At 36.1% G+C, this 16,229-nt stretch carries 13 protein-coding genes, 1 rRNA gene and 1 pseudogene; all 15 read left to right on the forward strand.

Annotated elements, in window-relative coordinates:
• Positions 1-76, forward strand: a 5S ribosomal RNA gene (gene rrf, locus IC610_RS19555); the annotation flags it as partial.
• Positions 77-880: 804 nt separating this feature from the next.
• A complete protein-coding gene (locus IC610_RS19560; protein WP_191738507.1) occupies positions 881-2,836 on the forward strand; it encodes a nucleoside-diphosphate sugar epimerase/dehydratase in 1,956 nt (651 codons plus the stop codon).
• 98 nt (positions 2,837-2,934) lie between these two features.
• The gene (locus tag IC610_RS19565; protein ID WP_191738509.1) at positions 2,935-3,744 is read left to right on the forward strand and encodes a polysaccharide biosynthesis/export family protein; all 810 of its coding nucleotides are present in this window, start codon (positions 2,935-2,937) and stop codon (positions 3,742-3,744) included.
• 111 nt (positions 3,745-3,855) lie between these two features.
• Positions 3,856-6,231, forward strand: coding sequence for a GumC family protein (locus tag IC610_RS19570; protein ID WP_317173467.1), 2,376 nt, complete (start codon positions 3,856-3,858; stop codon positions 6,229-6,231).
• A 56-nt stretch (positions 6,232-6,287) separates the two neighbouring features.
• Positions 6,288-7,244: a GDP-L-fucose synthase family protein gene (locus IC610_RS19575; RefSeq protein ID WP_191738511.1), complete on the forward strand. Its 957-nt coding sequence runs from the start codon at positions 6,288-6,290 to the stop codon at positions 7,242-7,244.
• A 148-nt stretch (positions 7,245-7,392) separates the two neighbouring features.
• Positions 7,393-8,466 (forward strand): GDP-mannose 4,6-dehydratase, encoded by a 1,074-nt coding sequence (gene gmd / locus IC610_RS19580; RefSeq protein WP_191738513.1) that lies wholly within the window; start codon positions 7,393-7,395, stop codon positions 8,464-8,466.
• Between the two features lie 76 nt (positions 8,467-8,542).
• Positions 8,543-9,523, forward strand: a complete 981-nt coding sequence (locus IC610_RS19585) for an SDR family oxidoreductase (protein WP_191738515.1) — start codon at positions 8,543-8,545, stop codon at positions 9,521-9,523.
• Positions 9,524-9,540: 17 nt separating this feature from the next.
• Positions 9,541-10,821, forward strand: coding sequence for a nucleotide sugar dehydrogenase (locus IC610_RS19590; protein ID WP_191738517.1), 1,281 nt, complete (start codon positions 9,541-9,543; stop codon positions 10,819-10,821).
• A complete protein-coding gene (locus IC610_RS19595) occupies positions 10,818-11,228 on the forward strand; it encodes a sugar 3,4-ketoisomerase (RefSeq protein WP_191738519.1) in 411 nt (136 codons plus the stop codon). Before IC610_RS19590 ends, IC610_RS19595 begins: the two co-directional genes overlap by 4 nt.
• Positions 11,218-11,634, forward strand: a complete 417-nt coding sequence (locus IC610_RS19600; RefSeq protein WP_191738521.1) for a sugar 3,4-ketoisomerase — start codon at positions 11,218-11,220, stop codon at positions 11,632-11,634. The genes IC610_RS19595 and IC610_RS19600 overlap by 11 nt, the downstream gene beginning before the upstream one ends.
• A complete protein-coding gene (locus IC610_RS19605) occupies positions 11,627-12,112 on the forward strand; it encodes an acyltransferase (RefSeq protein ID WP_191738523.1) in 486 nt (161 codons plus the stop codon). Before IC610_RS19600 ends, IC610_RS19605 begins: the two co-directional genes overlap by 8 nt.
• A 12-nt stretch (positions 12,113-12,124) precedes the next feature.
• Positions 12,125-13,231: a DegT/DnrJ/EryC1/StrS family aminotransferase gene (locus IC610_RS19610; protein ID WP_191738525.1), complete on the forward strand. Its 1,107-nt coding sequence runs from the start codon at positions 12,125-12,127 to the stop codon at positions 13,229-13,231.
• 453 nt (positions 13,232-13,684) lie between these two features.
• Positions 13,685-13,834: pseudogene (locus tag IC610_RS20245) on the forward strand (acyltransferase); the annotation flags it as partial.
• Complete coding sequence (locus IC610_RS19620; protein ID WP_191738529.1) at positions 13,834-15,291, forward strand: lipopolysaccharide biosynthesis protein; 1,458 nt, start codon at positions 13,834-13,836, stop codon at positions 15,289-15,291. The pseudogene IC610_RS20245 and the gene IC610_RS19620, both read left to right, overlap by 1 nt.
• Positions 15,292-16,224, forward strand: coding sequence for a glycosyltransferase family 2 protein (locus IC610_RS19625; protein ID WP_191738531.1), 933 nt, complete (start codon positions 15,292-15,294; stop codon positions 16,222-16,224). It begins immediately after the preceding gene.
• Positions 16,225-16,229: the final 5 nt, after the last annotated feature.

Here is a 16,229-nt window from a genome sequence, read left to right on the forward strand (position 1 = left end):
CCCATTCCGAACACAGAAGTTAAGCCCACCAGCGCCGATGGTACTGCGAAAGCGGGAGAGTAGGTCGCCGCCAGTTTTTATTTAAAAGTCTCATACATTCATTTGTATGAGACTTTTTTTTGCTCCTGACGCAGAAAAATATTCAAGATTCAAGATTCAAGATTCAAAATTCAAAGTTCAAAATTTAAGATTCAAGATTCAACATTCAAGGTTCAAGATGCGAGATGCCGGATACGAGATACGGACTGTGAAGTTAGGGTGGGATCATCGGGATACGGATTTCGGGATGCGAGGTTAAGGTTAAGGTTAAGGTTAAGGTTAAGGTTAAGGTTAAGGTTAAGGTTAAGGTTAAGGTTAAGGTTAAGGTTAAGGTTAAGGTTAAGGTTAAGGTTAAGGTGGGATCTGCAGAATAGAAGTTCCTGGATTTGTGGTATTTGTGATAAACCATCTGATACAAACCAACACACCGACCTAATGTACAGAGCAAAGATGCTGATCATGTAAAAACCATCATCTATCAACCATCATTCATCACTCATCATTCATCACCCATCAACTATCAATCATCGATCATCAATCATCGATCATCAATCATCAATCATCAATCATCAATCATCAATCATCAATCATTACCCATTACTCATTACTCATCTCCATCATCAAATTTATCCAAAAAAAAGCTGTCTTTTCCCGTTTAAAAATATTTGAAAGGAGCAAAATCATCAACGGTATTCATTCAATTTGGAATAATTATAAACTGTTGATTATCAGTATTATTTCACGCATCGTTTTTTATACCGAAATCAAATAAAAAACCGAAAAAATTGCAATAATATTCATACATTTGCAGGCAAACAAAAAAGTATACAGAAATTCCCTGATGAAAAAATTAAACGATGGATTCAAAGCATTGTATAATGGTGATAATCTATTGAAGATCACACGTGTAAGATATATACCGAGATGGATGGTACTGTTCTTCGATATTGCTTTCGTACTTTTTTCTGTTGTGATTTCGTATTATTTCCTGAATCAGTTACACGTCAGAATTAATTATCCACACCTTCTGCCTCTGCAGGGGCTTATTGTTGTTCTTGTAAACCTGTTCTATATGTTTATTTTCCGCACCTATGCCGGAATAATAAGACATTCTACCTTTTTTGATTTTTCAAAAATCCTGCTTTCTTCAGGGAGTACATTGGTAACACTTTTCGTTTTTAATTATGCTTTTTATCTTGTAAAGGGTAAACCTCTGTATCTGTATCCAAACATATTTTTATTCTTTTTTGTTTCTGTGTCCATCATGTTCTTCTTTAGAATGCTGACTAAGAGATTTTTCAGCTTGATGATAGAGTACAGAAGATCTCCGACTAATCTGAATGTGGCGGTTGTAGGAGTGGAAGACGTTTCTGTATCATTGGCAAGAGCGATCATGCACAATCCCAATTATCCTTACCGTTTGGGAGGATTTATCACCAACAGAACAGACTCCAAAAGGGCAATATTGCTCGGGCACCACATCTACAGTAAAAAGGAATTTTTCAGCTCACCGAAGATTTTAAGAGAATTTGATGCAGTGCTGATGATCAAAGAGATCATGAGCAAAAAAGAACTTGAAGAATGGATGAACCTTTCATTAGACAAAGGTCTGAAAGTTTTAAAGGCACCAACCATCGGTAAAATGAGAGATCAGGATCTCGTGGGAGGGATTAGAAATCTTCAGATTGAGGATCTTCTGAACAGAAGACCGATTAAGCTGGAAAATGGAGATGTGATGAAAAGGCATTTCGGAAAAAACGTCTTGATTACGGGTGGAGCAGGCTCTATTGGAAGTGAAATTGTCCGTCAGGTAGCGGAATTTGCGCCTTCGGTGATCGTTATTTTAGATCAGGCAGAATCTCCGCTGTATGAACTGGAAATGGAGCTTTCAGAAAAATTTCCCAATCAGAAATTCCGGTTTATTTTAGCAGATATTTCAAACAGACACAGGTTAGAAAGGGTTTTTGAAGAATACAGTTTTTCAATGGTGTATCATGCAGCTGCATACAAACATGTTCCGCTGATTGAAGACAACCCGCACGAGGCTGTTTTCGTCAATATTTTGGGAACCAAAAATCTGGCATTGTTGTCAAAAAAATATAACGTCAACCGTTTTGTGATGATTTCTACCGACAAGGCGGTTAATCCTACCAATGTAATGGGAGCATCAAAGAGAGCAGCAGAACTTTTTGTGCAGTCCCTGCAGAATACCGGTGGAAACACTACAAAATTCATTACAACCCGTTTCGGTAATGTGTTGGGCTCTAATGGATCTGTGATTCCTCATTTTAAAAAACAGATTGAGAAAGGAGGTCCTGTCACCATTACACATCCGGACATTATCCGCTATTTTATGACGATTCCTGAAGCTTGTGAACTGGTTTTACAGGCAGGAACCATGGGGAACGGAGGTGAGATTTATGTATTTGATATGGGAGATCCTGTGAAGATCATCGATTTGGCAAGGAGAATGATCAGACTTTCGGGTTACATTCCGGATGAAGATATTAAAATCTCGTTTATTGGTCTTCGTCCGGGTGAAAAACTGTATGAAGAACTGTTGAGTGATAATGCAGTGACAGTTCCTACGCATCATGAGAAAATTATGATCAGCAAAGATCACTGTGAAGACTTCGATACTGTAGATAAATATTTTTGTAAAATTGTACGTTCGGCGGTAAGACGTGATAAATACGAAGTGGTAACCCTGCTGAAAGGCTTGGTTCCGGAGTTCCTGAGCAACAATTCAGAATTCGAACAGCTTGATAAAGGAAATGTGAAAGATACTGCGCACTAATGTGATATAGTGTTGTGAACGCATATTAACATGATATTTACACCCCAAAGTTAAATTACTGAATAATAATCCTATTTTTGTGCAAAATTTTTAAAACAATGAATGGTAAGAAATTATTGATATATGGTTTTTTAGGTCTCATAATGGCATCATGCACCGCGAGACAGGAAATCAATTACATGACTGATATAGACAATATGGCGTTGGATAATTCCATTAAAAACAGCCGAAGCACGCTGCAGCCTGGCGACCAGTTAATAGTAAATATTTCTGCCCGTGATATGGATGCAGTGAAGCCATTCAATCAGAATTATTCATCATCTACAACCGTAACTCAGTATTCAATGCCCAGTTCCAACAGCATGCCACAGCAGTTACCGGTTTCAGGTCCTACCTATTTTGTAGACACAGACTACAATATTGTTTTCCCGCAGTTAGGTAAAATTAATACAAAAGGAGAAAATATTGAGACTTTCAGAAATAAGCTTTCGGATTTATTGGAGAAATACATCAAAGATCCGATTGTGGATGTAAAACTGGTGAATTTCAAAGTTTCCCTCGCTGGAGAGGTGGCAAAACCCGGAACTTATGTTATGCCGGAAGGCAATGCTACGGTTTGGAGTGCTTTGGCATTGGCAGGAGATCTCACACCCTATGGAGTGAGACAGAATGTTTTGCTGATCAGAAATGTGGATGGGCAGATAACAAAACAGAGAATAGATCTTACAAGTGCAGGCTTTATGAATTCTCCGTACTATTATTTGAAGCAGAACGATATCATCTATGTACAGCCGAATGCCAACAGAGAAAAAGCAGCAAGGGTAGACCCGAATTTAGGTCTGTACATTTCAGTATCATCTGTTGTTGCATCACTGGTAATAGGAATTATCTCATTAACAAGAAGATAGGGAAGTCTGTAGTTGCTGCAGGAAAACCTAACCAACTAAACAAATCAACGCTTAACCAATAGCCAATCAACAGTTAAGCGAAACAACAACATCATAAGCTAAATATAAAGAGTGGATAACAATTATATCGAAGAGCAGTCACACGAAGAAATTTTAGACCTTAGGGAACAGTTCAGACCATACCTGATCAAATGGTATTGGTTCTTATTGGGAGCCATGGTTGCAGTTATGGGAGCATGGTTCTTCTTAAGATATTCAGTTCCGGTATATAGTACTGAATCAACGCTACTGATTAAGGAAGTAAAAAATTCGGGATCCGGACAACCGGAAATGTCTGTAGTATCCGAAATATCAGGTATAGGAAGTATGGGTGCTAATTCTGTTTCAAATGAAAAACAGATTCTGAAATCTGCAAAACTTATGCTTTCTGTAGTGAGAGAGTTGGGATTGGAAACAGATATCTATTCTCAGGGCAATATTAAGGAAATTGAACTCTATAAAGATTCCGCCCCTTTCACTGTACGGGTAATCAGTGAAAAACCAAAAGGTCAGTATCCCGCAAAACCTGTTTTTGCTAAAATTGAAAACGATTTTATTATCCTGGAATCTGAAAGTTTTAAAAAAAACATTAGAACACCTTTTAACAAAGCACTGTCAATGCCTTTCGGGGTAATTATGTTTCAGAAAAACAGAAATGATATAAAATCAAAGGGTAATCCCACACAAACCTTCAGGCTCGGCTTTATGTCTGGAACTGACAGAGCAAGAGCATATGCGCAGAAGCTTATTGTTGAAGTTGTAGAGAGAGAAACAACAGTATTGAGGATGTCGATGAACAACTCAGTTGCAGAAAAATCTGAAGACATTCTCAATAGGCTGGCAATCAACTACAATCGTGAAGCAGTCTTGGATAAAAACTCTGAAGCACAGAAAACAGCTGAATTTATAGACGACCGTGTGCGCCTTATTGGTGAGGAATTGGGAAGGGTAGAAGGTCAAAAGGAAGATTTTAAAGTCAAGAATAATATTGCGGATATCAGTACTGAAGCAGGAATTTCTTTAGAGACAGCATCAAAAGCACGTCAAAGCCAGATTGAGAACGAAGCACAGCTCGAAACAGTGAACAGCTTATTGGGCTATCTTAACACTCAGAATTCAAATCAGATTCTTCCCTTAAATATAGGGCTAAGTGATTCGGAGGCATCCATGAATATGGGAATGTACAACCAGTTGATTACGGAAAGAGCCAGATTGTTGGAAAATTCCACACAACTGAACCCTGTAGTTCAGGATGTTACAAAACAGATTGCAGCGCTGAGAACTTCCATCATTGGAAGCTTAAACCGTACACGTGCTGCGTTGCAAATCAGCAGAAATGCTATTCAGGGCGAGCAGAATAGGCTGAGCGGAAGAATTTCCAAGGTACCCTTCCAGGAAAAAATGTTCAGAAGCATCGAAAGGCAGCAGACCATCAAGGAAGAACTCTATCTCCTATTATTGCAGAAAAGAGAGGAGGCAGCAATATCTCTTGCAATTGCTGCACCCAAAGCGAGAATTGTAGATTACGCATTTACGGCTTCAACACCGGTGTCACCGAAGAAACAGGTAATTTATTTGGGAGCATTGATCAGTGGTGTATTACTTCCTTTTATAATTATTTATTTAGTAGGTTTACTAAATAATAAAGTAAAGTCTACTCAGGATCTGGATAAACTTACAGGGAAAAAACCGGTCATTGGAGAAATCCCGTCACTGTTGAAAGGAGAAGACGAGTTGGTTAAGGTAAACGATCTCTCACCAATGGCAGAAGCATTTAGGATTTTAATTACCAATATAGGCTTTATGTTGCCGAGAAAAGAGGAGGGTAAAGTAATTTTGGTTACCTCTACCGTAAAGGGTGAGGGGAAAACCTTCATATCGGTAAACCTGGCGTTAACTTTAGCAACACAAAGAACAAAGGTGATCATTATTGGTTCTGATATAAGAAACCCTCAGCTGCAGCGATACAATGAATCCAGAAAAGGACTGACAGGTCTGGCTGAATTTATGTACGACAGTTCAATTACCAAAGAAGAAATTACACACCAGACAACATTTAATCCGCATTGCGATGTTATCTATTCCGGTGCAATTACTCCAAATCCTACAGAGCTTCTTTCAAACGGAAGATATCAGGAATTGGTACAGAGTTTAAAGTCGCACTATGACTATATCGTTTTAGACACGGCACCGCTAATGTTAGTAACAGATTCATTCCTGATTGCAGACGTGGCAGATATGACTTTATACGTCACAAGATCACGGTACACGGAGAAAAAGCTGATCAGCTTTGCCAATACACAGGTGGAGCAGAACAAAATCAAAAATACCGCATTCCTGTTGAATGATGTAGATACCACCAACAGCAGCTACGGCTATGGCTATAAATACGGCTACGGCTACGGAGCCACTCAGAAAAAAACATGGCGCAGCTGGTTTGGAAAATAAAAGAATAAACATGTCATTGTCTGACCATAATAATAAAATAGCCCATCACAAAAACAATGGTAACAAAGCAATCCAAAATATACATCGCAGGACATCGTGGGATGGTGGGTTCTGCAATCTGGAGACAGCTCTCAGATCAGGGCTATACCAATTTACTGGGATTTACAAGTGCTGAATTCGATCTGAAAGATCAGCAGGCAGTGAAGACATTTTTTGAAGAAAAAAAACCGGATGTCGTAATCGATGCAGCCGCAAGAGTAGGCGGTATTCTGGCAAACAGTAACTATCCCTACCAGTTTTTAATGGAGAACATGCAGATTCAGAACAATCTGATCGATGCAGCTTTGCAGAATGATGTGGAGAAATTTATTTTCCTCGGCTCTTCATGCATCTATCCTAAAATGGCACCGCAGCCTCTAAAGGAGGAATACCTGTTAACAGATACGCTGGAGCCTACCAATGAATGGTACGCTGTGGCAAAAATTACAGGGATCAAAACCTGTGAAGCAATTAGAAAGCAGTTCGGGAAAGACTATGTTTCTCTAATGCCGACCAATCTGTATGGAACGCACGACAATTTCGACCTGAAGACATCACACGTTCTCCCGGCAATGATCAGAAAGTTTCATGAAGCAAAAGAAAATGACAATGCCGCAGTCACTTTATGGGGATCAGGCACACCAATGAGAGAATTCCTGTACGTCGACGATATGGCAGCTTCTGTAATCTTCGCTTTGGAAAATGTACTTCCTGAACATTTATACAATGTGGGAACAGGAGTGGATAGGACCATCAGAGAATTGGCTGAGTTGATTCAGAAAGTAGTAGGCCATACAGGGGAAATCCTCTGGGATGCAGAAAAGCCGGATGGCACACCAAGAAAACTCATGGATGTTTCAAAAATGCACGATTTGGGATGGAAACACAAAGTAGAACTGGAGCAGGGCATCGTTAATACCTACAATTGGTTTTTGGAAAACATTAATAATTTTAAAGAAGTAAAAATGAGTTGATATGAAAATGTCATTGCGAGGAAAGAGGCACGATTGACGAAGCAATCCGTTGAGCACAGCAAAATATTGAACACGCTGCTTCGCTCTTCTTAGTGACATTGTATACAAATATTTATCAATCATCATTTATAAAAAAACATCTCATTCGATGAAAACAGCATTAATCACCGGCGTTACAGGCCAGGACGGATCATATCTCGCAGAGCTTCTGCTGGACAAAGGATATCGTGTTCATGGTATTAAAAGAAGAGCTTCTTCATTCAATACACAGAGAATTGACCACCTATACCAGGATCAGCATGAGCAGAATGTAAATTTTACACTGCACTATGGTGATTTGACGGATTCTATGAACATCATCAGAATCATTCAGGAAGTACAGCCGGATGAGATTTACAATCTTGGCGCTATGTCTCACGTAAAAGTATCTTTTGATTCTCCGGAATACGTGGCGAATGTAGACGGTATCGGAACGTTGAGAATTCTGGAGGCAGTACGTATTTTAGGTCTTGAGAAAAAAACCAGAATCTACCAGGCTTCTACTTCAGAATTGTACGGTGGTCTTCCTGAAAATAAAAATGCTGCAGGGTTCTATGATGAAAACTCGCCATTTTATCCACGTTCTCCTTATGGAGCAGCAAAGATTTATGGTTTCTGGATTACCAAAAACTACCGTGAAGCATACGGAATGTTTGCCTGCAATGGTATTCTTTTTAACCACGAATCTCCGAGAAGAGGAGAAACTTTTGTAACCCGTAAAATCACCATGGCAACAGCAGCTATTGCGAAAGGAAAACAGGAATGTCTGTACTTAGGCAATTTAAATGCTTTAAGAGATTGGGGGCATGCCAAAGACTATGTAGAAGCCATGTGGAGAATCCTTCAGCAGGATAAACCGGAAGACTTTGTGATTGCTATGGGAGAGACCACGTCGGTACGTGATTTTGTCAGAATGGCGTTCAATGAAATTGGAGTGGAACTGTCTTTTGAAGGTGAAAATGAAAATGAAATTGCGAAAGTGGTAGCATGTAACGATCCTTTATATCAGTTGAAAATAGGAAAAATTGTTGTTTCTGTAGATCCGGAATATTACAGACCTACAGAAGTGGATTTGCTGATTGGGGATCCAACCAAGTCTAAAACACAGTTAGGGTGGGAACCTAAATATGATTTGGCTGGATTAGTAAAAGAAATGATGGAGAGTGACTTGAAATTAGACTAAAATACTGAATACGAATACATAAATAATACAATTTTAGTAGATACAGGTCTATTATTTATTGTCTAATACATTTACAATGAAAAAAATACTGATTACGGGCGGAGCAGGTTTTATAGGATCCAATCTAACTGAATACTTTCTTGCAAAAAACTATCAGGTAGTCTGTCTTGATAATTTTGCAACGGGTCATCGACACAATATTGTTAATTTCCTTAATAATCCTAATTATGAGCTAATTGAGGGTGATATTAGAGAATCTGAAATTTGTGAAAAAGCATGTGAGGGAGTCGATTTTATTTTACATCAGGCAGCTTTAGGTTCTGTTCCACGTTCTATCAAAGATCCTCAGACCTCCAATGAGGTGAACGTTACCGGATTTTTAAACATGCTTACAGCGGCAAAAAATAAGGGAGTTAAAAGATTTGTTTATGCAGCATCATCATCTACCTATGGAGATTCTGAAGCACTTCCCAAAGTTGAAGATGTGATAGGAAAACCCTTATCTCCATACGCTATTACAAAATATGTCAATGAATTATATGCTGATGTTTTCAGTAAAACGTATGGCATTGAATGCATCGGTTTGAGATATTTTAATGTCTTTGGAAGACGCCAGGATCCAAATGGGGCTTACGCAGCAGTAATACCTCTGTTTGTCAAACAGTTAATTAATCATGAGTCACCTGTTGTAAATGGCGACGGCAACTATTCGCGCGATTTTACTTACATAGACAACGTGATTCAGATGAATGAGCTGGCAATGTTGACTGATAATCCGGATGCTGTCAATACAGTTTACAATACTGCAGTCGGAGACAGAACAACGTTGAACGACTTGCTTAAATATCTTAAAGAATATCTTTCTGACTTTGATGAAAAGATTAAGGATGTGAAAATTGTTCATGGTCCGTCAAGATTAGGCGATATACCACATTCATTGGCGTCAATTGACAAAGCACAGCAACTGTTATGCTATCAACCTACTCACAATATATCTGCCGGTCTGAAAGATGCGGTTGAATGGTACTGGAGTACTTTAAAAAATGAACTCGTTTAATTGTATACTCAAAAATTATGAAAAAAATAGCAATCATTGGTCTTGGTTATGTAGGGTTGCCTTTGGCAAGACTTTTTGCAACAAAATATCCTGTTATTGGCTTTGACATAAATCAAACCCGTATCAGAGAATTAAATGAGGGAATAGATGTAACACTTGAAGTTGAAAATGATATTCTAAAATCTGTTTTGAAAAAAGAATCTCCCTTCATCAATGATGTAACTGGGCTCTGTTGCTCGTACAGTTTAGATGAAATCAGAGATGCAAATGTATACATCATTACAGTACCCACACCTGTAGATAAAAATAACAGACCGGATCTGACTCCTTTGTACAGAGCCAGTGAAACGGTTGCAAAAGTGATTAAAAAAGGAGACATTGTAATTTACGAATCTACTGTTTATCCTGGAGCTACGGAGGAAGATTGTATTCCTGTTATCGAAAGGCTGTCTGGACTTAAATTCAACGAAGATTTTTATGCAGGCTATTCACCCGAAAGAATAAATCCGGGTGACAAGGAACATACAGTTGAAAAAATATTAAAAGTTACTTCAGGATCCACACCAGAAATAGGTAAAGTGGTTGATGATTTATATAAATCGGTTATTACTGCAGGTACACATCTGGCTCCTACAATAAAAGTGGCAGAAGCGGCAAAAGTGATCGAAAATTCCCAAAGAGATATTAACATTGCATTTGTTAACGAATTGGCTAAGATTTTTAATTTATTGGATATTGATACACACGCTGTTTTGGAGGCTGCAGGAACCAAGTGGAACTTTCTACCTTTTAAACCAGGCCTGGTCGGAGGTCATTGTATTGGTGTAGACCCATATTATCTTGCGCAGAAAGCACAGGAACATGGCTACCATCCGGAGATCATTCTGGCCGGTAGAAGAATGAATGATTCTATGGGGGACTATGTTGCATCACAAGTAGTAAAGGCACTGATAAAAAAGAATATCAATGTCAATGGTGCAGAGCTTCTGATGTTGGGAATTACTTTTAAAGAAAATTGTCCGGACGTTAGAAATACTAAAATACTGGATGTTATTGCGGCTTTAGAAGACTTTGGAATAAGCGTGAAAACGTATGATCCTTGGGCAAATCCTGATGAAGTAAAACATGAGTATGGAATTGAAAGTTTAAATACATTACCGGAAAAGAAATTTGATTGCGTAGTTTTAGGGGTTTCGCACAAAGAATTTTTAAATATAAATTTTGAAGACCTGAAGAAGGAAAATGCGGTAGTGTATGATGTTAAAGGAATTTTGAAGATTACTGACGGTAAATTATGATGATTAATAATCCAAAAATAATAGAACTGCCAAAAATATTGGATAAACGTGGCAATCTGTCTTTTTTTGAATTTCCTAATCAGCTGCCTTTCGATATAGCAAGAACTTATTGGATATACGATGTGCCAGGTGGCGAAATTAGAGGAAGTCATGCCTTTAGAGAACAGCAGGAGTTTATTATTGCACTTTCAGGAAGTTTTGATGTAGTTTTAAATGACGGTCAAGTCGATAAGAAGTTTTCTCTCAACCGGTCATATTCAGGTCTGTATATACCTAAAATGTATTGGCGAAGGCTTGAGAATTTTTCTACTAATTCTCTGGCTTTAATCGTATCAGATAGACTTTACAACGAATCTGATTATATCAGAGATTATGAACAGTTCAAATTGCTGAAAAATGAAATTTAGTGTCGAAGATTGTGAGATTGTAGAATTGCCCATTGTTCATAACGAAAATGGAAACATCACAGTTTTAGAAAATAATATAAACATTCCCTTTGATATTAAGAGAGTTTATTACCTCTACGATGTTCCAATGGGTGCTGAAAGAGGTGGACACTCCCATTATCAACTCCAACAATATGTAGTTGCGGCTAGTGGGTCATTTAATTTTATTTTAGATGATGGAGTAAATAAAAGGGAAGTCTTTTTAAATCATCCGAATAAAGCTTTACACATTAAACCAGGAATTTGGAGAGAAATGAAGGACTTTTCAAGTGGAAGTATTTGCCTTGTTTTAGCTTCAATGGAATATACCGAAAAGGATTATATTCGTGAATATAAAGACTTTTTAAATTATAGGAAAAATGGCTAAAATACATTCACTGTCTGATGTTCAGTCAGGAAATATCGGAGAAAATACAATGATATGGCAATATTGTGTAGTACTGAAAGATGCGGTTATTGGGGATCATTGTAATATTAACTGTCAGGTGCTGATAGAAAATGATGTGGTAATAGGAGACAACGTTACCATAAAACCGGGTGTCCAGATTTGGGACGGTGTAACTCTCGAAGATAATGTGTTTATTGGTCCAAATGTTACTTTTACCAACGACCTGATACCGAGATCAAAGCAATATCCCAAATCATTTTCAAAAACAATTGTTAAAAAAGGTGCTTCTATTGGAGCGAATTCAACTATCGTTACGGGAAATACAATTGGAGAAAATGCACTTATAGGGGCGGGCAGTGTTGTTACCAAAAATGTTCCTGCGAACACAGTTTGGTTTGGAAACCCTGCAAAACAGAAAGGTACTATTGACATAAACGGAACAATAATCTATCAATAAGAAAAAAACAAAATGATCAAATTTCTTGATTTACAGAAAATAAACCTTGCTTATCAGCAGGAAATAGAAGAAAAACTACTACATACCTTCCGTTCTGGCTGGTATCTCCTTGGAAATGAAGTTAAAAATTTTGAGGACAATTTGACACGATACATTGGTTCAAAATATGCCATCGGCGTTGCAAATGGTTTGGATGCACTTCGTTTAATTCTAAGGGCTTATATAGAATTAGGGATCATGCAGAAAGGGGACGAAATTATCGTTCCTGCAAATACCTACATAGCTTCTGTTTTGGCAATTTCAGATAATGGTTTAGTACCAGTGTTAGTGGAGCCGGATCTAAATAACTACAATATTGATATTACTAAAATAGAGGACAAAATCTCTCCTAAAACAAAGGGAATTATGATTGTCCATTTGTACGGACGCATTATTTTTTCAGACGATCTAAAAAATATTGCAGCTAAACACAATTTGAAAATTATCGAAGACAATGCGCAGGCAATCGGAGCAGAATGGAAAGGGATCAGAAGCGGGAATTTAGGTGATGCAGCAGGTTTCAGCTTTTATCCGGGGAAAAATTTGGGAGCGCTGGGAGATGGGGGAGCAGTGACAACCAGTGATGATGAATTGGCAAAAACCATCAGGGCTTTGGCAAATTATGGGTCAAATCAGAAATACATCAATATCTATCAGGGGTTAAATTCAAGATTGGATGAATTGCAGGCGGCTGTATTAGATGTCAAGTTGAAATATATTGATACAGATAATGACCGAAGAAGAGAAATAGCAGAAAGATATGTTTTGGAAGTGAAAAATCCCAATATTATTTTGCCCGAATTACTTGACAATGGAAAAGAACACGTATGGCATTTGTTTGTTATAAGAACTTCGGAAAGAGAAAAGCTGCAGAATTATCTTACAGAAAATGGCGTACAGACATTGATCCATTATCCTATTCCACCCCATAAGCAGGGAGCGTACAGGGAGATGAATGAGCTTCATTTTCCAATAACAGATAAAATACACAGTGAAGTTTTGAGTCTTCCGATAAGCCCGGTAATGAGTAATGAGGAGGTGTTAAAAGTTATTAATGTATTGAATTCTGCACAATCTTGATTAAAATGTATGTATTTACTATATAATATTTTAAAATTAGTCCTTTTACCATTTTCGTATCTTTTAAAGTGCTTTTCTATTTTGTCAATTCCAATTAGAGAAAGACTACCATTAATGAGAGGTATACTATATAGATATAAGTTCAACATGGTTGCTGATCGTTTAAGTCTTGGATCTAACGTTGACATTAAATGCTATAAAAATCTCTTTTGTTTAGGTTCTAATGTCGCAGTACGATCTAATGTGATATTAGCAGGTGCCGGAAAATTAACTATAGGAAACAATACAGTTATTAATGAATATTCTATTGTTTCATGTTTCGAAGAAATTTTCATAGGCTCAAACGTTATGATTGCTCCAAGATGCTATATTCTTGACATTGATCATTCTTACGATAGTAAAGAAATTCCAATTAAAGATCAGGGTTATAAGACAAGCAAAGTTTATATAGATGATGATGTTTGGATTGCTACACAAGTTGTAATCACTAGGGGAGTAACCATTGGAAAAGGTTCTATAATTGCGGCAAACAGTGTTGTTACTAGAGATATACCTCCATACTCAATAGTTGGCGGAATACCTGCAAAAGTACTTAAACAAAGATGAAAAGTATTAACCTTAACGAACAAGCAAAATCTGCTACGCATAGTGTTGTAATTTTTACAATATTTACATTTTTACAACCAATAATATCCTTTGTATTATTACCGATTTACCTAAAATATCTTACAATTGAGCAATATGGAGCTTATACTTTGCTTATTACGATTTCATCTCTAATTTCTATTCTTGGAGGTTTAAACACATCATCTTCAGTTGTCCCATTATATTTTAGAAATGATAAAAAGCAGTCAAAATCAGATTTTTTAAATACTATTTTTAGTTTTAATATTATTTTTAATATATTTTTATCGATTATATTTCTGATTATTGGACCGTATATATTTTCAATCTTTATAAGCGATAAAAATATATCATTTTTTCCATATGGTTACCTTGCTATTTTAACGGGCTTATCATCTCAGTTTTTTGTTATTTGCCTAACATTTGAAAAAAATGAAAGAAAGGTTTACAAATATGCTTTGATTCAAATGATCTTCATTTTTTTGTCAGTTTGTCTTCAAATAGTATTTGCAATTTATTTTTCTCTTGAAGGAGTTATGTGGGCTAGATTTTTAAGTAACATATTAATATTTTTCGTGTTACTATACCTTATGCGTGAGAATTTCAGATTTTTCATTGATAAGAAAACAATTAATACCTCTTTAAAATATTCTATTTCCTTAATACCTTTTTTATTAATCTTTTGGGTTGGTAGATATGCGGATCGTTTTTTTTTAGAGAAGTATGTGTCTCTTGCCGAGATTGCAATTTATGGATTAATGATGACTTTTGCATCTCTCATTACATTATGCTCAGAAGCGCTTGCAAATTCTGTTCAACCATTTTTATTCGAGTATTACAGCAACCCGAAGAAAAATGAAAAAGAAATTAATAATTTATATATTTTTTTCTTAAGCATCTTTATAATGTTCTGCGCTGTATTAATATTTTGTGTTTCAAATATCTCATTTATTTTGTCAAATAGTAAATATTTTGATATTGTACCTTATTTTTGGTTAGCAATAGTTCCCTCCTTTTTGAATGGATTTCAATTTTTGTTTTTTAATATTTTAACTTATAATTTAAAATCAAAACTATTATCACTTATACAATTCTTTTCAGTTGGAACTCAGTTAATTTTTATCTATTTGTTAGTTGCAGATTATCAAGTTTACGGCTTAATTACTGCATCTATTATTAGCAATCTTTTTTCATTATTACTAACTGTTTATTTTGGTACGCGTGAAATTAAGATTGATTATGATTTTAAAAAAATAGTTCTCCCAACATCTATTTTTATTATGAGTATTTTTATATTCATATTTACTCACTATTATTATAAAATTTCATTTTCTTTTTTGGGATCTATACTAACTTTAGAAATGACAATAGTAATATACATATCAGCTAAAACACAGATAAATCACAGTGTAAAAAAAATAATCAAAAAGAAATAAATGGAAGAAAAATATCCCTTAGTTACAATAATAACACCTTCATTTAATCATGCAAGATATTTGCAAAATACTGTTGAAAGTGTTGTTAATCAGACTTATCCAAATATCGAATATATAATTATTGATGACGGATCAAGTGATAACTCTCACGAAATAATAAAGAAGATTGCAAAAAAATATACATTTATCAAATATATCCTCTACGATGAGAATAAAGGCCATATTCGAATAAATGAAGGGGTGCAATTGGCAAAAGGTGATTTTATATCAATTTTATCATCAGATGATTGGTATCTTCCAACAAAGATAGAAATGCAGATGAAACTTTTTGATTCTTTAGATCAAAATTATGGTGTCGTATATAGTGCAGGTTTTAGATATTATGAAGATACGAAAGAAATGTTAGAGCCTGCAACAAATAAAATGATGAGAAATGGCGAGATACTAAAAAATCTTTTGACAGAACCTTTTTTTATTTACCCAATCTCTCCTATCATCAGAAAAGAGTGTCTACTTCGTTATCCTTTTTCTGAGGGTTTTAGGGCAGAAGGTGAAGCTATTTACTTTAAAATTGCTATGAAGTATAAATTTGATTATGTTCAAGAACCTCTTGTTGTAATGAGGGATCATTCAGGAAATACAGGTAAAGATCTGTATAGGATGCATGAAGATAATATCAAAATACGATTAGATTTATTTAGTTTAGCAGATTTTCCTAACCAATACAGAGGTATTGCAAAAAAGAATCTAGCATACACCTATTTCTTTAATGGATGGCAAATGATTAGAAACTATAAAGACTTTTTGAATGGCTGGAAAAACATGAAGATTGGAGCCTCTTACAATTCAAATTATTATTTTAATTTTAGATTTTTTGCTGCATTAATATTATTAATGTGCAACAAAATAAAATTACAGTTATCAGTAAATTAAAAATT

The sequence above is a fragment of the Chryseobacterium caseinilyticum genome (assembly GCF_014837145.1).
Classification (GTDB): Bacteria; Bacteroidota; Bacteroidia; order Flavobacteriales; family Weeksellaceae; genus Chryseobacterium; species Chryseobacterium caseinilyticum.